This is a genomic window from Hymenobacter algoricola, assembly GCF_039539525.1.
GTDB lineage: Bacteria > Bacteroidota > Bacteroidia > Cytophagales > Hymenobacteraceae > Hymenobacter > Hymenobacter algoricola.
This window is the reverse complement of the sequence record NZ_BAABDH010000099.1, coordinates 1-20,535: the sequence shown is the minus strand read 5'-3', so window position 1 is coordinate 20,535 and position 20,535 is coordinate 1. Positions and strand designations below refer to the sequence as shown.

Annotated in this window: 13 protein-coding genes, 1 tRNA gene and 1 pseudogene; 11 read left to right on the top strand and 4 right to left on the bottom strand. The window is 62.0% G+C overall.

The genetic code is table 11. The features are described 5' to 3' along the window. Nucleotides 1–55: 55 nt before the first annotated feature. The gene (locus ABD842_RS15285) at nt 56–4,630 is read right to left on the bottom strand and encodes a translocation/assembly module TamB domain-containing protein (RefSeq protein WP_345115736.1); all 4,575 of its coding nucleotides are present in this window, start codon (nt 4,628–4,630) and stop codon (nt 56–58) included. Between the two features lie 235 nt (nt 4,631–4,865). On the opposite strand from ABD842_RS15285, the gene tsaD reads away from it, so the two are divergent. From tsaD to ABD842_RS15260, 5 genes are all read left to right on the top strand, one after another. After that, complete coding sequence (tsaD, locus tag ABD842_RS15280) at nt 4,866–5,876, top strand: tRNA (adenosine(37)-N6)-threonylcarbamoyltransferase complex transferase subunit TsaD (protein WP_345115733.1); 1,011 nt, start codon at nt 4,866–4,868, stop codon at nt 5,874–5,876. 94 nt (nt 5,877–5,970) lie between these two features. After that, entirely contained in the window at nt 5,971–6,444 is a 474-nt protein-coding gene (gene smpB / locus ABD842_RS15275; RefSeq protein WP_345115730.1) for an SsrA-binding protein SmpB, read from the top strand. Between the two features lie 130 nt (nt 6,445–6,574). Further along, complete coding sequence (locus ABD842_RS15270; protein ID WP_345115728.1) at nt 6,575–7,378, top strand: C40 family peptidase; 804 nt, start codon at nt 6,575–6,577, stop codon at nt 7,376–7,378. Nucleotides 7,379–7,672: 294 nt separating this feature from the next. After that, nucleotides 7,673–8,167, top strand: coding sequence for an HNH endonuclease (locus tag ABD842_RS15265; protein ID WP_345115725.1), 495 nt, complete (start codon nt 7,673–7,675; stop codon nt 8,165–8,167). A 416-nt stretch (nt 8,168–8,583) separates the two neighbouring features. After that, nucleotides 8,584–9,648 carry a fatty acid desaturase family protein gene (locus tag ABD842_RS15260; protein WP_345115722.1) on the top strand — a complete coding sequence of 355 codons (1,065 nt, stop codon included), beginning with the start codon at nt 8,584–8,586 and terminating at the stop codon, nt 9,646–9,648. Nucleotides 9,649–9,736: 88 nt separating this feature from the next. On the opposite strand, the gene ABD842_RS15255 is transcribed toward ABD842_RS15260, so the two are convergent. Continuing rightward, nucleotides 9,737–10,609, bottom strand: coding sequence for an alpha/beta fold hydrolase (locus ABD842_RS15255; protein ID WP_345115719.1), 873 nt, complete (start codon nt 10,607–10,609; stop codon nt 9,737–9,739). A 450-nt stretch (nt 10,610–11,059) separates the two neighbouring features. Here ABD842_RS15255 and rpsA point away from each other — a divergent pair. The 3 genes and pseudogenes from rpsA to cphA all read left to right on the top strand — a co-directional run. Next, nucleotides 11,060–12,847, top strand: a pseudogene (gene rpsA / locus ABD842_RS15250) (30S ribosomal protein S1); the annotation flags it as partial. Nucleotides 12,848–13,603: 756 nt separating this feature from the next. Continuing rightward, a tRNA-Cys gene (locus ABD842_RS15245) sits at nt 13,604–13,674 on the top strand. Nucleotides 13,675–13,877: 203 nt separating this feature from the next. Further along, nucleotides 13,878–16,523, top strand: coding sequence for a cyanophycin synthetase (gene cphA, locus ABD842_RS15240; RefSeq protein WP_345115716.1), 2,646 nt, complete (start codon nt 13,878–13,880; stop codon nt 16,521–16,523). Nucleotides 16,524–16,633: 110 nt separating this feature from the next. Here the strand turns inward: cphA and ABD842_RS15235 are convergent, their stop codons facing one another. After that, entirely contained in the window at nt 16,634–17,581 is a 948-nt protein-coding gene (locus ABD842_RS15235) for a hypothetical protein (RefSeq protein WP_345115713.1), read from the bottom strand. Between the two features lie 117 nt (nt 17,582–17,698). Between ABD842_RS15235 and ABD842_RS15230 the strand changes: the two genes are divergently transcribed. Both ABD842_RS15230 and kdsA read left to right on the top strand, forming a co-directional pair. Next, the gene (locus ABD842_RS15230; RefSeq protein ID WP_345115710.1) at nt 17,699–18,298 is read left to right on the top strand and encodes a class I SAM-dependent methyltransferase; all 600 of its coding nucleotides are present in this window, start codon (nt 17,699–17,701) and stop codon (nt 18,296–18,298) included. Between the two features lie 9 nt (nt 18,299–18,307). Continuing rightward, entirely contained in the window at nt 18,308–19,132 is an 825-nt protein-coding gene (gene kdsA / locus ABD842_RS15225) for a 3-deoxy-8-phosphooctulonate synthase (RefSeq protein ID WP_345115707.1), read from the top strand. Between the two features lie 66 nt (nt 19,133–19,198). Here the strand turns inward: kdsA and ABD842_RS15220 are convergent, their stop codons facing one another. Further along, on the bottom strand, nt 19,199–20,020 hold the full coding sequence (locus ABD842_RS15220) for an O-methyltransferase (RefSeq protein WP_345115704.1): 822 nt from the start codon (nt 20,018–20,020) through the stop codon (nt 19,199–19,201). A gap of 138 nt (nt 20,021–20,158) precedes the next feature. On the opposite strand from ABD842_RS15220, the gene ABD842_RS15215 reads away from it, so the two are divergent. Next, entirely contained in the window at nt 20,159–20,401 is a 243-nt protein-coding gene (locus ABD842_RS15215) for a hypothetical protein (RefSeq protein WP_345115701.1), read from the top strand. Nucleotides 20,402–20,535: the final 134 nt, after the last annotated feature.

Here is a 20,535-nt window from a genome sequence, read left to right as displayed (position 1 = left end):
ATGAATCGGCACAATAGCCGCCGCGGGCCGGCCGTACGTCAGGATTCCTGGGTTTTTACATCACCGTGCGCGGGTCGTCGTCGATGTTGAGCACCTCGCGGGCTTTGCGGGTGGCGGCGGCGCGGCGGCTCAGGCGCTTGCGCGAAAACAGCTCCCGGAACGAGTCGAACTGCTCGGTGTGCAGCAGGCTGACGCCGGCGCGGGCCTGGTTGCTGAAGCCGGTCAGGTCACTGTAGTCGCGCGGGGTGGTTTCGTAGCGCAGCTTGGCCCGGAACTTCCCGTCGGGGCGCAGGTAGTATTCCAGGCTCAGGTCGCCGAGCAGCGAGGCCTGGGCCGTGTTCTGGTTGCCCGTCGTGCCGGGCGGGGCGCTGGCCGTGTTGCTGAAGCCGCCTTCGCGGGTGACGCGCAGCCGGCCGTTGAGGAAGCTGTAGCTCAGGCGCACCTGCAGGGCCTGCAGCTGCTCGGCGGTGAGGCCGGTGAAGTTGAAGGAGATTTCCAGGTTGGGGTCAATCTGGGAGGTGAGCAACCCCAGCTGGGTGGAAATAATCTGCCCCAAGCTGTTGCCCAGGGCATTGTCCTGCCCCCGGAACGAGGCCACCGACGCCAACGAGCCCGGCGAGGTCAGCTGGCGGAACACGATCAGGCTGAACACCTGCCGGTTGAGCTCCTGCTCGTCGTTGCGCAGCGCCGACAGAAACGGCGTCAGCTCGCCCTCGAGCGAGGAGGGGATGTCGTTGAATTCCAGGTTCAGGCGGATGATGGGCAGCAGCAGCGGGCCGGTCAGATTCATCACGGCCGTCACGGGCACCACGGCGTTGTTGGTTTGCAGAATCGGGGCCAGGGACGTGCGCTGGGTGTAAGCCGCCGTCACGTTCATCTCGCCCTGCAGCGGGTCGCCGTTCCAGGTGATGCTGCCCCCGGGCCGCACCACAAACTCCTTGTTGACCAGCCCCTGCAAAGTGAAGTTGTAGGCCCCGCGCACAATCTCGACCGCGCCGTACATGTTGAAGTCGCCGCGGGTGTCGATGTTCAGGCGCAGCTGCCCGGTGGCCGTGCCCCGGATGACGTCGCCGGTGCTCTCGTCGAGCAGAATCTCGATGTAGGCGTCCGGCGTCACCGTCAGGTTGAAGTTGAGCCGGATGCCCGACAGATCGGAGCGGCCCGCGGCGGCCGTGGGCACCCTGATCGTGCGGGCCGTGTCGGTCACGTTGCGGTTGACGAACCTGATGTAGTTGGCCTTCTCGGCCTTGGCCGCGTTGTCGAGCGGCAACGACAGGCGGGTGCCGGCCTCACTGCGGGCCGTCACGTTCACGACCAGGTTATCGGCCGGGCCGCGCACCCGGGCGTCGCCGGTGGCGTAGGCCGTGCCGAAGTACAGCTCATTGTCCTTGCGGGTGGTGTTGAGCACCAGCAGCTTGGTGAAGCTGGCCCGCAGGTCGAGGCGCATATCCTGAAAGCCCTTCTCGTAGATGGTGCCGTCGAGCACGCCCGAGTTGCCCAGCGGGTCGCGCAGGCGCACGTTTTTCAGCACGATGCCGTCATCGGCAAACCGGATACGGTCGGCGAAGGTGTAGGTAGTGCCCAGGTAGATGAAGGTCAGCTTGCCGTCGCTCACGTCGATGTCGCCGAGCAGCACCGGGGCCGCCAGCCGGCCGGTGAGGCGCAGCGTGCCCATGGCCGTGCCGCTCATGTCGCGAAACAGGGTGTTCAGAAACGGCTCGGCCAGCTTCACGGGGGCGTTGTCGAGGATGGCGGTCAGGTTGAGCTGCTGCTCGGTCTCGCGGGGGGCGTAGGTGCCCGCCAGCCGCACCACGCGCTGCCGCTCCCGAATCACGTCGAGGTCCACGTCAAGGTGGTTGGTGCCGTTGTGCCAGTTGCCTTTGCCGCGCACGTCCCCGATCAGGGTTTTGTCGAACGTGAGCGAGTCCACGTTCAGGGTGCTGTTTACTTCCAGCGTGCCGTACAGCCCGCTGATCTTTCCTTCCGCATTCACGCGGCCCTCGATTTTCTGGGTAGTGAGCGAGCTGAGCGTGCCGAGCTGGAAGTCCTTGACGGCCAGCTGCAGCACCTTGCTGGGGTCGGTGGAGATGAAGCCCTGGGCGCTCACGCTCTGCGTGCCGCTGCTCAGGCTCAGGTTCTGGATGTCGAACTCCTTGCCCAGCCCGGAAATAATCACGGAGTTATCGGCGGCAATGGTCCAGTCCTTCCCCAGCAGGTTCACCCCCGACTGCCGGAACACAATCTGAATAGCGCGGGGCAGAAAAACCAGTCCGCCGTTGATGGTGGCTTTGTTGGAGGTGCCGGTCTGGGCCAGGGAGGTGGAAAAGTTGATGCGCTCCTGGTCCCACACGCCTTCGACGTAGAAGTTCTCCGTCTTGCCCAGGCCGGGCAGCACCTGCCGCTCCGAGGTAATGTTGGCCTGGGCCAGCACCTCGGGCTGGTAGGGCAGCTTGGAAGTCGTGAATTCAAAATCGGTGTTGACGGCCCTGATGCTGTCGTACTGCACGCCGTTGAAGTGGCCGCCCAGCTGGAAGATGGAGGTCAGACCGTTGCGGAACGAGCCGTCGATGCGGGAGTAATCCGACAGCGTGAGCTGGGGCACGAAGACGTGCAGCACGGGGTTGGCCTGCTTCAGGTACAGGTTCAGGGCAATTTCGTAGTCCGCAATCGGGCGCTGCTGCTTGCGGCGGTAGTAGTCGGCAATGGCCGCGTCGTTGCTTTCGAAGTTGAGGCGGTACTCGGTCAGCAGCGTCTGCACGTCGCGGGCCACGGTGGTGAAGTTGAAGGTGCCGGCCGCGTCCAGGTTCAGCACCTCGGAGCGCACGCGCAGGGTGCGCTGCCCGGCCACGCGCTGGCTCACCACGTCGAAGGTATCGATGGGTACGGTCTTGCCCTCGTAGTCCAGGCGGGAGTTGCGCAGCTTGATGGTGCCGATGAGGTCGTCGAGCTTCAGGCCGCGGAAGTTAGCGTCGGCGGTGGTGGCGATGGTGACGCGCCGGGTGGTCAGACCCAGGGCGCGCAGGTCGGCGCGCTTCACCAGGGCCTTCACATTGAAGGCCTGACGGGTTTTATTCAGGTCCACGGTGCCGGTGGCGCTGATCTGCAGGTTGGGGTCGTTTACGGCCAGCTTGCCGTCGAAAAACTGCTTGCTGAACCGGCCGTTGGTGGTGATGTTGCGGAAGCGGTAGCCCTTGAGCCAGATGCTCTGCACGGTGGCATTGGCCGTGAGGCGGGCGTCGGGGGTGAAGCCCACGCCTTCCACGCGGCCGTTCATGGTGATGTCGCGCACCAGGCTTTCGTCGCCGAGCAGCTTGCCCAGCTGGAAGCCGGTGGTGCGCACCTGGCCCTCGTAGCTGGAGTAGCGCGGGTCGGTCTTGAACTTGATATTCACGTCCGATACCACGTCGCCCAGCGCCGTACGGAAGGCGCCGTTGGCCACGAAGTCGTTGTAGAAGCCCAGAAACTCGCCCTGCAGCCGCACCGTGCCCAGGCGCTGCACGTAGGGCCAGCCCGCGGCCGGGATGTAGCGCCGGATGTCGCGCCCGTCAATCACCGACGGCTTCAGGCGCATCGACACGAAGCTTTCCTTCAGGTTGGGCAGGCCTTTCACGTCGAAGTTGCCGATGACGTGGGTGTTGCGGCCGTAGGTGACGTCGAGGTTTTTGGTGGTGAAGTTGGTCACGTAGCCCTTGACCTGCCCCGAAATCAGCACCGTTTCCTTCAGGTCGCGCACCGCCTGCTGGGGCGCAAACTGGGCAATGTCGTCGGAGTAGATGCGGGAGGGGAGCAGGCTGGCCGTTACTTTCACCGAGTCGTTGAAGTCGGTGAAGTTCAGGAAGTGGCGAAAGTCAAAGCGCAGGTAGTCGTGCAGCTGGGAGTTGCCCACGCGCAGGTTCAGGTCCTTGAATTCCCAGAACCGGGTGGCGTAGGTCATGTCGGCCGTCAGCTCCCGCAGCCGGGTTTTGGAAGGCCGGTCCACGGCCCGCAGGCCGGCCAGGTTGGCGTGAATCGTGTCGGCCCGCAGGCGCAGCCCGGTGGCGTCGGCGTAGATGCTGTCGACGTACATGTGGGCGTAGTCCATCGAGCGGCCGTACTCGGGCGCTTTGGGCGTATCCTGCCGGTCGAGGATAAAGCGGCCGTTGCGCAGGCTGACGGCTTCAATCTGGAAGTCGAAGGGCTTGCTGGCCTTGGTGGTGTCGGGCGGGCCGAGCAGGCGCTTCACGGCCCCCAGAAACTCGCTCAGGTTGGTGGAGTCGGGCGTTTCGGGGTAGGTTACCAGCGCAAAGCGGGGCTCCTCCAGCGTGAGCCTGCCCACGTGCAGGTGGCTGGGGTCCAGCACCGAAAACAGCCGGATGTCGGCATCGGCGCGGCCCACGCTGAACAGCTCGTTGCCGCGGCGGTCCAGCACCTGAATGCCTTCGAGCAGCACCCGCGAAAACGGGCGCACGTCCACCCGGCCGATCAGCACGCGCTGCCCGAGCTTGTCGCTGAGCAGGGTGGCGGCGCGGTGGGCCAGCCGGGTTTGCACGCTCGGAACGCGCAGCGCCAGCAGCAGGCCGCCCACGGCCAGCCCCACCAGCAAAAGGAGGCTAAGCAGAACTTTGAGCGTGATGGAGAGGAAGCGGGGCACGGGCGGCGAAACGGGAAAGGAAGGCGGGCAGAATACGAAGATGCGGGATTTTAGGCAACGGCTGCCTGCGCAAACCCCTTGCCTTAAAACCCCGGCCCCGGAAAAAGTACGCGAGTTGGGTCAGACTATCTGCAAAATCCCCGGTTTACTGATTTAAACGACCTTTGTGCTTCCGCCGCCGGCCCGGCGCTTTGCTCGCCGGCCGCCGACGCTTTTTCACGCTGAACTTTTTCCCATGCTGACCCCCGTTATCCTGGCCATCGAGTCTTCCTGCGACGATACCGCCGCCGCCGTGATGGCGGGCGGCGAAATCCTGGCCAACGTGGTGGCCACGCAGCAGGTGCACGAACAATACGGCGGGGTGGTGCCGGAGCTGGCCTCGCGGGCGCACCAGCAGCACCTGATTCCGGTGGTGCAGGAAGCCCTGCGCCGGGCAAAGGTAGAGAAATCTGCCCTCGACGCCGTCGCCTTTACCCAGGGCCCGGGGCTGCTGGGCTCCCTGCTGGTGGGCAGCATGTTCGCCAAAACCTTCGCCCTGGCCCTGAATAAGCCCCTGATTGCCGTGAATCACATGCGGGCCCACATTCTGGCCCACTTCATCCGGGCGCCGCGGCCGCAGTTTCCGTTTCTGTGCCTCACCGTCAGCGGCGGGCACACCCAGCTGGTGATTGTGCGCAGCGCCCTGGCAATGGAGGTCATCGGCCAGACCATCGACGACGCGGCCGGGGAGGCCTTCGACAAAACCGCCAAGCTGCTCGGCCTGCCGTATCCCGGCGGCCCCCACCTCGATAAGCAGGCCCGGCTGGGCAACCCCACGCGCTTTCCGTTTCCGGTGGGCGCCATGCCCGGCTACGACTTCTCGTTCAGCGGGCTGAAAACGGCGGTTATGTACTTTTTGCGCCAGCAGACGGCCCAGAATCCGGACTTCATCCCCGAAAACCTGCCCGACCTCTGCGCCAGCATCCAGCACACCATCATCCTCACGCTGCTGCGCCAGCTCACCCGCGCCGCCCACGACCAGGGCCTGACCCAGCTGGCCCTGGCCGGCGGCGTGGCTGCCAACTCCGGCCTGCGCGCGGCCCTGACCCAGCTGGGCACCGAAAAAGGGTGGGAAATCTTTATTCCCGACTTCGAATTCTGCACCGACAATGCCGGCATGGTGGCCATGACGGCCCACTTCCAGTACCAGGCCGGTGACTTCACCACCCAGCTCATCAGCCCCGACCCGCGGCTCAAGCTGAATTAGCGCGGAATCCCGCCGGTGGCGGCGAATTTCCGTACTTACGCTACTCTCCTTTATTACCCGCCGCTGCCGGCAAGGCGCCGACGCCCCCCAGAACATGGCCAAACAGAAAGACGATACCCCCAAGCGCGTCAACATTGTGAACCGCCGCGCCAGCTACGAATACAGCTTGCTGGCCAAGTACGACGCGGGCATGATGCTGCAGGGCACCGAAATCAAGAGCATCCGCGAGGGCAACGTGAACATGCAGGACGGCTTCTGCGCCTTCCACGCCGATGGCAGCCTGTGGGTGCACAACCTGAGCATCTCGCTTTACAGCCTGGGTACCTACAATAACCACGAGGCCAAGCGGGAGCGGAAGCTGCTGCTGAATAAGAAGGAGCTGCGCCAGCTGGCCGGCAAGGCCGTGGAGCAGGGCGTGACCATCGTGCCCATCCGCTTGTTCGTCAACGACCGGGGCTTCGCCAAGCTCGAAATTGCCCTGGCCAAAGGCAAAAAGCTCTACGACAAGCGCGACGACATCAAGGCCAAGGACCAGAAGCGCGAAATGGACCGCGCCCGGGAGTACTAAGAGCAGGAGCGGGGCCGCCGGGAAAGAGGGCGTGGGCTGTGCAGTTGGTGCCGATAAAACTGCGAACTTGCCGCCTGATCATTCTACCGCTCCCCGGTTCACTACCACTACTACTCTCCACCTCCTTATTTTGGAACACGGAATCTGTGCGCTGAGCGCCGTGCCGGTGCGCGCCGAGCCCACCGACAAGGCCGAGCTCGTCACCCAGCTCATCTTTGGCGAGTGCTACACCATTCTGCTCACCCAGGGCAGCTGGCACCAGATCCGGCTGGCCGCCGACCAGTACGTGGGTTGGATCGACTTCAAGCAGCACCTGCCCGTCACGGGCGAGTATTTCACTGCCTGGGGCCAGCAGGACCACCCGCGCAGCCTCGACGTGGTGCAGATGGTCAGCGACGCCGCCACCCGCATTCCGGTTACGCTGGGCAGCCGCCTGCCGTTTTTTGATGGCATGACGCTGCGCCTGGGCGCGCAGACGATGTTCTACAACGGGGCCGCCACCAACCCCCTGAACGGGCACGGCCCCGGCGGCCCGGTGGATAAGCGCCTGGCCCTGGTGCAGAAGATGGGGCAGGTGTACCTGAAGTCGCCGTACGTGTGGGGGGGCAAGTCGCTGTTCGGGCTGGATTGCTCGGGCCTGATGCAGCAGCTCTACGGCCTGATCGGGGTGCAGCTGCCGCGCGATGCCCGCCAGCAGATCGACCACGGCCAGACCGTGCACTTCGTGTCGCAGACCCGGCCCGGCGACCTGGCGTTCTTCGATAATGCCGACGGCGCCATCGTGCACGTGGGCCTCATGCTCGACGACCAGCAGATTCTGCACGCCAGCGGCGAAGTCCGCATCGACCCGCTCGACCACAACGGCATCTACCACCGCCAGCGCCAGAAGTACAGCCATAAGCTGCGCCTGATCAAGCGGATTCTGGCCGATTGAGATGTCAGTCTGGCATTGCGAGCCTTCTGCGAGTAAAGCAGAGACGAAGCAATTCGTCCTCGGAACTGTAAAAAGCCTTGTTAATCCACAAAGCCCCGACGTTAGCAAACGTAAGGGCTTTGTAGCGTAACAGGGCTTGGCGCATTGTCCAGGACGGATTGCTTCGCTTTGCTCGCAATGACAATCGTTGCCATCTCGCCAGCGCGAAGCGCGCAACTGAAACCCTTGCGCTGTTGTTAATACGCTTAGAATCATCTAGCTTTCGCTGTACCCCGATGATTCACACCCTAGCGTATGGACCAAAAAGTGCTTGTACTCAATGGCGACTACACTGCCATTACGTTGTGCAGCGTGCAGAAAGCCTTTGTACTGCTTTATCTCGACAAAGCCGAGATGATTGCTAACTCGGACCACGGCACGCTGCGAACCATCTCCCACACCTATCCCAAGCCCAGCATCATCCGGTTGCAGCGCTACGTGCGCGTGCCCTACAAAGGCATTGCCCTGAGCCGCCACAACATCATGAAGCGGGACCATTTTGAGTGCCAGTACTGCGGCTCGACCAAAAACCTGACCCTCGACCACGTGCTGCCCCGCTCCCGCGGCGGCGAGTCGAGCTGGACGAACCTGCTTACGGCCTGCTCGCGCTGCAACCACGCCAAGGGCCACCGCACCCCCGACGAGGCCGGCCTGCACATCCGGCAGAAGCCCAAGAAGCCCACGCTCTCGGGCTTCCTTAAGCTCAGCGCCGGCACGCTCGACCACAACTGGCACGCCTACCTGAACTGACGAGCTGAACAAGCCGACTGCCCCGCAGTCGGTTTTTTTGTGGCTTGTGGCGTCCGGTGGCTCCACTCTGACGCAGGCGGAATGGGAGCGGGTGCCTGCTCGCTGCCCACCGCCAGACCGGTCGGTGAAATTCCTGCCCTCCTTCTCCGGCCCCTTGCGCCGGCGTTTTGGTGGCCGAGAAAGAGGTACAGGTTTTTGGCTCTTTTCGATGGGTGTCGGCGCCGTGGCAACTGCGTGCAGAGGTGGGCTGCGCCGGCGTTGAGGCTGTTATTCAGCTGGCTAAATGCATTTTCAGAGGAGCTTGACGGCGGCAATGAGGAAGACGGCCCCGGAATCTGGCAAACCGCGGTAAACTAACTCCCGTTAGTTGAGGTTGCAATGGGGTACCTTTGCCTCCGTTCACCCAACTCTACTTCATGGCCGTTCCTAAGTTCGCCGCTTCACGCTCCTTTCATGCCGAGCTGAAGCGCAGAATCAACATCTACTTCGAGGAGAACGAGAAGTCTACGACCGGCAACGCCAGCCTGTTTGTCAAGGCGGTGGTGCTGACAGCCACGTTTGTGGCCCTGTACGTGCATCTCGTCTTCTTTACCCCATCGGTTTGGCTGGGAGTGGCCGAGAGTGTGCTGCTGGGCCTGACCGGCGCGGCCATCGGCTTCAACGTGATGCACGACGGCGCCCACGGCTCGTTCAGCAAAAGCCGCTGGCTGAATCAGTTTGCCTCTTTTACGCTGAATGTAATGGGTGGCAGCAGCTTCATGTGGAACGCGAAGCACAACCTGATTCACCACATGTACACCAACATCGAAGGGGTTGATGATGACATCGACGCGCAGCCCTGGCTGCGTTTGAGCTCTACCCAGCCGCGCCACAGCATGCACCGCTTTCAGCACCTGTACTTCTGGTTTTTCTACTCCCTGCTGTTCATCGCCTGGATTTTCTTCATGGATTACCAGAAGTATTTCAAGGGTAAAATCGGGGAGATGCCGATCAAGAAGATGGAGCCTACCGACCATGTCGTGTTCTGGAGCTTCAAGCTGCTCAACTTGTTTCTGTTCGTGGGCCTGCCGCTCTACACGCTTGGGTTTGTGAGCTGGCTGGTTGGGTTCCTCATCTTTATGGCCGTGGCCGGCTTCTCGCTGAGCCTGGTATTTCAGCTGGCCCACACCGTGGAGCACACTTCCTTTCCCATGCCCCACGAAACGACCGGCAAGCTGGAAGACGAGTGGGCCATTCACCAGATTAAGACCACGGCCAACTTCGCCACGCACAACAGCGTCATCAGCTGGCTGGTGGGCGGGCTCAACTTCCAGGTGGAGCACCACCTGTTCCCGACCATTTCGCACGTGCACTATCCGGCGCTGAGCAAAATCGTCCGGCAGGCCTGCGAGGAATTCGGCATCACCTACAACGACTACCCCAAGATGCGCTACGCGGTGGCTTCCCACGTTGCTCACCTGCGCGAAATGGGCCGGGCTTAGGCCTGCCCACAAGCCCGCACGAAGAAGGGCCCGGCACCGAAGCAATGCTTCAGTGCCGGGCCCTTCTTCGTGCGGGCCGCGCTACCGGCTAGTAGTTGGCGGGCTGCGCGGCTTTGGTGCTGACGGTGGAGCCCACGAAGGCCAGCAGATCCTGGTTCAGCCGGTCTTTCTCGGTGATGAACAGGCCGTGCGGGGCGCCTTCGTACGCCACAAACCGGGCGTGGGGCACGTACTGCGTCATCCGCTCCCCGCTGACCTTGGCCGGGACGGTTTCGTCGCTGCTGCCGTGAATAACCAGCGTGGGGACCTTCAGCGCCTTCAGATCCTGGCGGAAGTCGGTGGCGGCAAAGGCGTACACGTCCTGCTCGGTGGCCCGGGGCGAGGCCAGCTGGCACATGGCCTGCATCCAGTCCAGCGTGGCGCTGCTCACGGGGTGGCTGATGGTGCCCACGCCGAAGAACTTCTTGCCGAAGGAAGACAGGAAATCGAAGCGGTCTTTGCGGAGGCCCTCGACCATTCCGTCAAACACCTTCTTGGGGGCGCCGTCGGGGTTGTCGTCGGTTTGCAGCAGAAAGGGCGTCACGGCCGATATGAAGGCGACGCGGGCCACGCGGGCCCCGCCGTGCCGGCTCATGTAGCGGGCCACTTCGCCGCCGCCCATCGAGAAGCCGACCAGCGTCACGTTCTGCAGATCCAGCGTGTCGAGCACGGCCTTCAAGTCGTCCGCCAGCGTGTCGTAGTCGTGGCCGTCCCAGGTTTTGGTGGAGTTGCCGAAGCCGCGGCGGGTGTAGGCAATAACGCGGTTGCCGTGCTTGGGCAGCTCGGCCAGCTGGTATTCCCACATTTCGTGGGAAGCGGGCCAGCCGTGAATTAATACGATGGGGTTGCCTTGTCCCTGGTCGGTGTAGTGCAGTTTGACGTCTTGGCCATTGGCATCCTGGCCGGCTTTGATGTAGCTCATGGGTAGAGAGGTTGGTTGTGGTTGTCGGATACGTCGTTCCATACTTCTCCCGGCTGCTGCAAGTTGCCGGGGGCGCGGCTCCCGATTTGCCGGGGCGGGGACTAACGTCTGAGGCCGGGCGGTGAACGGTCGCAAACGCGGGGTAAACCAGAAAGGCGAAGCCAAAATTTTGAACAGATAATCCGGCCTCCCGGGCAAATCGGCCGGTTTGGGCCACCGTGACGGCGGCCCGGGCGCGGGCAAAACCGGTGGTAGCGCGCCGCCGGGCGCGCCGGTATTTTAACCCGGTGTTTTTCAACTGATTCGGCGCTGGGAATCCTGCCGCCAACTCCGTATCTTTGCCGCCCCGCCAGGGTGGTGGGGCCTGAGGCTGAGCCTTAGGAAGTTACTCATAACGCGTTCCGGTTGGGGGCCCTGCGCCGGACGTGTACAGAAGGGCCAACACGTATTATGGCAGTAGAAGTAGTAGATAACTTCGATTGGGAAAACCTCGGAGCCTCGCAGTTTGGCGGTAACTATACCGCGGAGCAGCGCGCCGAGATGGAGCAGATGTACGGCGACACGCTGACGACGGTCCAGGAAGAAGAAGTGGTGAAAGGTACCGTAGTAGGTATCACCGACCGCGACGTTATCCTGAACATCGGCTTCAAGTCGGACGGCCTGGTGCCCCTGTCGGAGTTCCGTGACCTGGTAGACCTGAAAATCGGCGACCAGGTTGAGGTATTCATCGAAGACCAGGAAGATTCGAACGGTCAGCTGATTTTGTCCCGCAAGAAGGCCAAGATCAAGCAGGCCTGGAAGTCGATTTACGATGCTTTGGAGAATGACACCATTCTGGAAGGCGTGGTAAAGCGTCGGACCAAAGGTGGTCTGATCATGGATCTGGACGGCGTAGAAGCCTTCCTGCCCGGCTCGCAGATTGACGTGAAGCCCATCCGTGACTTCGACATCTATGTCGGCCGTCGCATGGAAGTGAAGGTGGTGAAAATCAACGCCGCTTTCGACAACGTAGTTGTATCGCACAAAGTCCTGATCGAGAAAGACCTCGAGAAGCAGCGTGAGGCTATCCTCAACAACCTGGAGAAAGGCCAGATCCTCGAAGGCGTAATCAAGAACATGACCAACTTCGGCGTGTTCATCGACCTTGGTGGGGTAGATGGTCTGCTGCACATCACCGACATCTCGTGGGGCCGTATCGCTCATCCGAGCGAAGTGCTGCAATTGGATCAGAAACTCAACGTTGTCGTTCTCGACTTCGACGAAGCCAAGAAGCGTATCAGCCTCGGCCTGAAGCAGCTGACCCCGCATCCGTGGGATTCGCTGCCCGCCGAAATGGGCGTAGGCACCAAGGTGAAAGGCCGGATCGTGAACGTAGCCGACTATGGCGCCTTCATGGAAATCGTGCCGGGCGTAGAAGGCCTGATCCACGTTTCGGAGATGAGCTGGAGCCAGCACCTGCGCAACCCGCAGGACTTCATCAAGCAGGGCGACGTAGTAGAGGCTCAGATTCTGACCCTCGACCGCGAAGACCGCAAGATGAGCCTCGGCATCAAGCAGCTCAGCGAAGATCCATGGACCCGTGGCGACTTCGGCACCAAGTACGCCGTGAGCACCAAGCACAATGGTCTGGTGCGTAACCTGACCAACTTCGGCCTGTTCGTCGAGTTGGAAGAAGGCGTAGACGGCCTCGTGCACGTTTCGGACCTGTCGTGGACCAAGAAGATCAAGCACCCATCCGAAATGGTGAAGGTAGGCGACCGTCTGGACGTGGTAGTACTGGAGCTGGACGTCACCAACCGTCGCCTGGCCCTGGGTCACAAGCAGCTGGAGGAAAACCCCTGGGATACGTTCCAGACGGTATTCACCCCCGGCTCGGTGCACAAGGCTACCATCACCGAGAAAAACGACCGTGGTGCCGTGCTCGAGTTGCCGTACGGCATCGAGGGCTTCGCGTATCCGAAGTCGCTGGTGAAAGAGGACGGCTCGAACGCCGAGAACGGCGAGCAGCTGGACTTCCGCGTAGTGGAGTTCTCCAAGGATGACCGTCGCATTGTACTGTCGCACACCGCTGTATTCAACCAGCAGCAGGAAGAAGACAGCCGCAACTCGAAGTTCACCAAGAAGAAGCCCGCTGGCGGCGCTGGTGCTGCGGCCCAGGGCGAAGGCAAGCTGAGCGACCTCAAGAAGCCCGCTACGGGTGAGAAGTCGACCCTCGGCGACCTGGATGCGCTGTCGGCTCTGCGCGACAAGATGATGGGTACCGAGCGTCAGGCTGGTGAGCAGAAGCTCGCGGCCCCGGCTGCTCCGAAGGCTGAGAAGGCTGAGAAAGCTGAGAAGGCTGCCCCGGCTGAGGCTGCTGCGCCAGTTGAAGCTCCCGCTGCTGAAGCTGCTCCGGCCGCCGAGGCTGCTGAAGCTCCTGCTGCTGCTGCTGCCGCTGGTGGTATCCTGGCTGCCGTAACCGGTGCCGCTTCCGCCGCCTTCGACAAGGCCAAGGAAGCTGCCGGCGAAGCCATCGACGCCGCCACGCACTCCGACGCTTTCAACAAAGCCAAGGAAGTTGCCGGTGACGTGGTAGGCAAAGTAACCGAAGCTGCCGGCGACGCCATCGACAAAGCCAAAGACCTGATTGCCGGCGACGAAGCTGCCGATAAGAAGGACGAGGAGAAAGCCTAAGCTTTCTGCTTTTGAGTAAGAGAAGAGGCCCCGGCGCAAGTCGGGGCCTTTTTTTGTGCAGCTCACCAACTACCAATCAAAGCCTGTGCTGCCGAGTAAAGCGGGCGGTATCCTTTGCCGCTTCGCCTGAATAGTATTGTCACGGAGCAGGAGAGATGCTTGGACTTCGCTTCGCCGGGCGTGCCGGGTTTATGGGGCAGAGGCCTCTGGATATTTCTTCTTTCAGATGCCCAGCGCGTTAAGCGGCTACCCGAAGAAATTGCGCGAGCAGGTTTGGTAAAAGCCGGCCAATGGCTTAGCTTTGCAACCCAAACCAAGCCCGGTGACGTGACCGAGTGGCTAGGTAGAGGTCTGCAAAACCTCCTACAGCGGTTCGAATCCGCTCGTCACCTCTTTTTCTAGTTCCTGTTTTCTATGTAGCTCTGTTGCCCGGTCGATTAGCCCCGACCGGGTTTTTTGCGTTCGGGCTTTTCGGTCCAGGGTGCAGTTTATCTGGGCCGGGCGGCGGGGTTGCTGCTATTTCCTGAATCATTATCCCTACATTTCAAATCCGCGTACAACCGCCCACAAGTCGACCTCCACCCCAAAACACAGTATGAAGATTATTGACCTCCGCACGATGCGCGGGCCCAGCTACTGGTCCGTAAAGCACTTTAAGCTCATTGTTATGAAGGTGGACCTCGGCGATTTTGCCGACAAGTGGTCCAATGCCGTGCCCGGCCTCGCCAGCCGCCTCACCAAACTGCTGCCCGGCCTGGGCAAGCCCGGCGAAACCTCCGCCAACTCGGGTTACACCTCCGCCAAGCAGTCGGCCAAGCACCCGCCGCTGACGCTGGAGCAGCTGACCGACGGGGAGCCCATCGGCCACGTCATCCAGCACGTGGCGCTGGAGCTGCAGCGGCTGGCTGGCATGCCCGTGTACTGGGGCAAGTCGTATCCGGCCAAGGAAGAGGGCGTGGAGTTTGTCGTGTTTGCCTACCAGGAAGAGCGCGCCGGCCGCGTTGCGGCCGAGGCCGCCGTCGAAATCGTGGAGGCGCTCTGCAGAAAGGAGAAGGTGGATATCAAGCCCATTGTGGCCGAACTGCACGAAATCCGGGAAGACGAGTTCTTTGGCCCCAGCACCTGGAGCATTGTGGCCGAGGCCGCCTCGCGCAACATTCCCTACATCCAGCTCAAGAACACCAGCATCATCCAGCTGGGCTACGGCGTGAACCAGAAGCGCATCTGGGCCACCACTACGTCGCAGACCTCGCACGCGGGCGTCGAAATTGCCGGCAACAAGAACCGCACGAAGGCCATGCTTAAGGATGCCGGCGTGCCGGTGCCCAACGGCACGACCGTATATTCGGAAGCCGGCCTGCGCGACGCCATCGAAGAGCTGGGCTTTCCTATCGTGACCAAGCCGCTCGACGGCAACCACGGCAAGGGCGCCACCATCCGCATCATGAACTGGAAAGAGGCGGCTGCCGGCCTGAAAGCGGCGCAGGTGTATTCCCGCGCCGTCATCGTGGAGCAGTTTATCGAAGGCCACGACTTCCGCCTGCTGGTGGTAAACGGGAAGCTGGTGGCCGCTGCCAGGCGCACCCCGGCCGCCGTCACCGGGAACGGCAAGAGCACGATTCAGCAGCTCATCGACGAAGTAAACAAGGATCCGCGCCGCGGTGTGGGCCACGAAAAGGTGCTCACCAGCATCAAGGCCGACAAGCACACGCTCGACATGCTGAAGGGCGCGGGGCTGAGCCTGAAATCGGTGCTGCCGGACGGCGAAATCGTGTATCTGAAAAGCACCGCCAACATCAGCACCGGCGGCACTGCTACCGACGTGACCGATCAGCTGCACCCCTACAACGTGCTGCTGGCCGAGCGGGTCGGGGGCATCATCGGGCTCGACATCTGCGGCATCGACCTGCTGACCAACGACATTGCCGTGCCGCTGAACGAGTCGCGCGGGGCCGTAATTGAGGTAAACGCCGCCCCGGGCTTCCGGATGCACATTTCGCCCACCGTGGGGCTGGCCCGCAACGTGGCCGCGCCCGTCGTCGACATGCTGTTTCCGCCCGGCGCCACGGCCCGTATCCCGATTATTGCCGTGACGGGTACCAACGGCAAAACCACCACCACCCGCCTGATTGCGCACATGGTGGCCTCCAAGGGCTACAAAGTGGGCTTCACCACCACCGACGGCATCTACATTCAGGGCAAGCAGCTGCAGAAAGGCGACTGCACCGGCGGGCAGAGCGCGGAGTTTGTGCTGAAGGACCCGACGGTGAACTTCGCGGTGCTCGAAACGGCCCGCGGCGGCATGCTGCGCTCCGGCCTGGGCTTCCACACCTGCGACATTGCCGTGGTAACCAACGTGGCCGCCGACCACCTGGGTTTGCGCGACATCAACACGGTGGAGGAAATGGCCGCCGTGAAGGGCGTGCTGCCCCGCACCGTGCGCAAAAACGGCTGGGCCGTGCTTAACGCCGACGACGACCTGGTGTACGCCATGGCCAAGGGCCTGCAGTGCCGCGTGGCGCTGTTCAGCATGGACGAAAACAACCCCCGCATCCTCGACCACGTGGAAGCCGGGGGCGTGGCCGCCGTGTACGAGGAAGGCTACGTGACCATCTACCGCAACAGCTACAAGCTGCGCATCGACCGGGCCGCGGAGTTCCCGATAACCTTCGGGGGCCGGGCCGGCTTCAACATCGAAAACAGCCTGGCGGCGGCCCTGGCAGGCTACCTGGCCGGCTTCGAGCGGGACGACATCAAGACCGCGCTGCGTACGTTCGTGCCCTCGGCCACCAAGACGCCGGGCCGCATGAACCTCTACAAGTTCCCCAAGTTTGAGGTCATCGTCGACTACGCCCACAATACGGCGGGCATTACCAAGTTTGCCGAATTCCTGAATGCCACGCCGGCTACGCACAAGGTGGGCATCGTGTCGGGGCTGGGCGACCGGCGCGACGAGGACACGCTGGGCTTCTCGCGCATTGCGGGTCAGATCTTCGACGAGGTAGTGCTGCGGCAGGACCGCGACCTGCGCGGCAAAACGGCCGAGGAAATCAGGGCGCTGATGGAAAAAGGCCTGCAGCTCGACAAGCCTGGCCTGCCCATCACCTACATTGAGCACGAGCCGGAGGCCATCGACCACGTGCTAAGCACGGCCCGGGAGGGCTCGGTGGTGGTTATCTTCACCGAGAACATTACAGCTACCCACAAGAAGCTCGACGAGTTCGAGGCTTCGCTGAAGTAGACTTTCAGCAACGGAAGGCTTAACACGTAAAAGGCCCCGGCTACTGTAGCCGGGGCCTTTTATCGTTTTGATAAGGGCCGGAGTAGCGCTCCACCCTTGCCGTCAACTCCCTACTTGAGCGTGAACGTGGTTTTGCCGATCATCACGCCGCCTTCGTAGAGCTCCACCGTGTGCAGGCCGGTCTTGTAGGCCGCGCCTTTGGCGTAGAGAAACTGCACGGGCTGGCGCGAGTTGTCGTAGACGATGTCCTGCTTGGCCGTGTAGAAAGCCTCGGAGCCGTCAATCATGAAGGTGCCGCCGCCGGTGCTCAGGTTGTAGAGGGCCGCGCCGTCGGGCTCGATCAGGCGCATCATGATCTGCTTGGTTTCTTTGGGCGACACGTCGTTGCGGGCCAGGTTGAAGGTGATCTTCACCTTTTCCACGCGCTTGGCCTTAAACTCGTTGTCGTCGTCGTCCTTTTCCTTGTTGCGGGAATTGACGACGTTGATGCGGATATTCTCGGTCTGCAGGTGGGAGGCAATGGTCACCTTCTCGGCCAGCTCCCGGTTGGAGCGCACGACGGTGGTAATCGTGTCGGACAACCGGTTCTGCCGCTCTTTCAGCGTGGTGGTTTCGGTGTACAGGGCTTCGTTGTCCTGCTTGAGCTGGGCAATTTCTTCGTCCTTCTTGCGCAGCTGCACCTCGAAGTTGGCGGCCCGGTCGCGGAAGCGGCGCTGCTCGCCGATGGAGAAGCTGCCGGCTTTAAAGGAGCGCAGCTTCAGCAGGTCGGCGTTGATGGAGGCAATCTTGGCTTCCAGCGAGTCATTGGCCAGCCCCATGCCCTGCACTTCCTGGCTCTGCCGCTCAAAATCGGCCTTCAGGGTTTCGTACTGTTTGATCTGCTCTTCCAGCTTGGTGTCCTTGACCTTAATGTCGGCGACGAGCTGCTCATTCTGCTTGCCTTTCTGCTGGTTCATGTAAAACAGCACGCCGTTGATACCGAGCAAAACCAGGATGAGGGCCACAATCAGCAGCACGCGGTTGTTGTTCTTGGGCTCGGGGTTTTGATCTTGTTCCATGCGGAAAGGGGTTAAATGAAGCCGGAAACAATCCGGAGGGTGGGTTACCTTTGGGCAAAAATAAAGGGATTGCCGCGCCGGGCAAGTTTAAGCCTTAAATACTACATCCGCATGCAAATGGATTCGCCCCTCGACGCCGCCTACTGGCAGCAGCGCTACCAGGCCGGCCGTACGGGCTGGGATGCGGGCGGGATAACGCCGCCCCTGCGCGATTATTTTGCCCAGCTGGGCCCACCCGACGACCGGCGTATTCTGATTCCGGGGGCGGGGCGGGCCTATGAGGCGGAGTATCTGCACGATCAAGGATACGAAAATATTTTCGTGGCCGACCTGGCGCCCGCGCCGCTGGCCGATTTGCAGCAGCGCGTGCCGACGTTTCCGGCGGCCCACCTGCTGCTCCAGGATTTCTTCGCTCTGCCCGCCACGCCGCCCTACCACCTCATCGTGGAGCAGACGTTTTTCTGCGCCCTGCATCCCCGCCTGCGCCCGGCCTATGCCCGCAAGTGCGCCGAGCTGCTCGGTCCCGGCAGCACGCTCATGGGCCTGCTGTTTGCCACCGACTTCGGCCCCGGCACGGAGCCTCCCTTCGGCGGTACCCGCGAGGAGTACCGCGGGTATTTCGCCCCCTACTTCGACTTCGTGCACTTTGAAACGGCGTACAACTCGCTGCCGCCCCGGCAGGGGCGGGAGCTATTCATCTGTCTGAAAAAGAAATAACCTTCTCTCATGCTCACTTCCCTAGCCCAGGCGCTGCCCCATTTCCGCAATACCAACTCCGGCCAGTTTTTTCTGATGGCCGGCCCCTGCGTCATCGAAGGCGAGGACATGGCCCTGCGCATCGCCGAAAAAGTGCAGCACATGACCGATAAGCTGCAGATTCCATTCATTTTCAAGGGCTCCTACCGCAAGGCCAACCGCAGCCGCCTCGACTCCTTCACCGGCATCGGCGACGAAACGGCGCTGAAGATCCTGGCCAAAGTAGGCCGCGAAATCGGGGTGCCCACGGTGACGGATATCCACGAGTCGGATGAGGCCGCTTTAGCCGCCGAGTACGTGGACGTGTTGCAGATTCCGGCGTTCCTGTGCCGGCAGACCGATCTGCTGATTGCCGCGGCCCAGACCGGCAAGGTGGTCAACGTAAAGAAGGGCCAGTTTCTGAGCGGCGAGTCGATGCAGTTTGCCGTGGAAAAGGTGCAGCAGTCGGGCAACCCGAACGTGATTCTCACCGACCGCGGCAACTCCTTCGGCTACTCCGACCTGGTAGTGGACTTCCGCAACCTGCCCGCCATGCGCAGCTTCGGCGTGCCGGTGGTCATGGACATCACCCACTCCCTGCAGCGGCCCAACCAGGCCAGCGGCGTGACGGGCGGGCAGCCGGCCCTGATCGAAACCATTGCCAAGGCCGCCATTGCCGTGGGCGCCGACGGCCTGTTCATCGAAACCCACCCCACGCCCGCCACAGCTTTGTCGGACGGGGCCAACATGCTGGCCCTGGACCAGCTCGAGGCGCTGCTCATCAAGCTCACCCGGGTGCGCGAGGCTATTCGGTAGTCAGCTCCCAAATATATAGAACGTCATGCTTCGACTTCGCTCAGCATGACGTTCTTTTTGTTCTGCTCAGGCGGAGAGGCCCTTCACGCGGTTCAGCAGCTTGTCCAGCAGGTTATCGAAGCGCAGGGAGAAGTGCTGCCGGGGCTGGTTGGGGCGGAAGAAGACCAGCCCGACAAAAAACAGGTCGATGGTCAGGCGCACGTCGGGGTGGGCCTTGATGGTCTGCCAGGCCTGGGCCATTTCCGCCGACCAGTGAATGTCGTCCAGAATGAACACGCTCTGGTCGGTGCGGTAGGGCAGGCACTGCTCGAAGTAGCGCACCGTGGGCTCGTAGCGGTGGTTGCCGTCGAAAAAGGCAAAGTCCAAGGGCCCGGGCAGGGCCGCCAGCGCGGCGGGCAGCGTTTCATCTAGGTTGCCTTCCACCTGCTCGACGTTGGTCAGGCCCAGCTGCTCAAAGGTCTGCCGGGCCACGGCGGCCGTCTGGGGGCAGCCCTCGAAGGTGACGACGTGGGCCGCGGGCGCAGCGGCGGCCAGGTAAGCGGTGGTCAGTCCCAGCGAGGTGCCCAGCTCCAGCACCACCCCGGGGCGGAAGTGCTGCACCAGCCGAAACAGCAGCTGCCCGAACGGCCGGGGCTTGGCGGCGGTGCGGGCAATGTCGCGCAGGCGGCGCTGCCGGCCCGCCCCGGTGTGGGAGCCCGCCCCGAAGTCGCGCACGGTGATGGAAGCCGGGCTGCGAAGCAGCTCCCGGCGGCGGGCCTCAATGGGGATGTAGGCGGCGTAAGCCGTTTCGTCGTGGATGACGCGGGTGTAAAGCCCAAAAACGAACGGGGAATGCAGACCGTGCGCATTCCCTGAACGGAGTAAGAAGCGGAAGTATCGTAGGATCAAGTTTTTTGAAAATAAGCCATCGGAAGTGATGGCGGTTTTACAGCGTGCAGCACAAATCTAGGGCGCTGCTTCAAATAATGATTTGTGTATATTCAGGGTAATTTTTAGCTTGTTTTCTTAACCAAATTATCTACTGACATGAAAAAATTTGTTCTAAAGTTTGCCGCCAGCTGTTTGTTGCTGGCTGCCTGTAGTAAGCAGGAAAATCCGAAGCCGAATGCCACTGGCACTATCTCTCATGGCGTAGAAGCAGAAGGCTTACGGGTAGAGGCAAACAGACTGGTATTCCAGGATGAGAATGCCTTTGTTGCGACCATTCATGAGCTGGGTCTGAAGGATGATTTTCAGACCCGGGAGTGGGAAGCTTTGCTAGATGTATAGTCCCAGAGTGAGATGGGTCGGGTCCTGAGTAAAGTTAACGGGGTTTTTCTGCCACTGGGCACACACAAATTCATGTGACGTGAGGCCGCGTAAGGTCTTGAGCCTTTTGGCGTGGTTGTAGGCCAGCAAAAAGG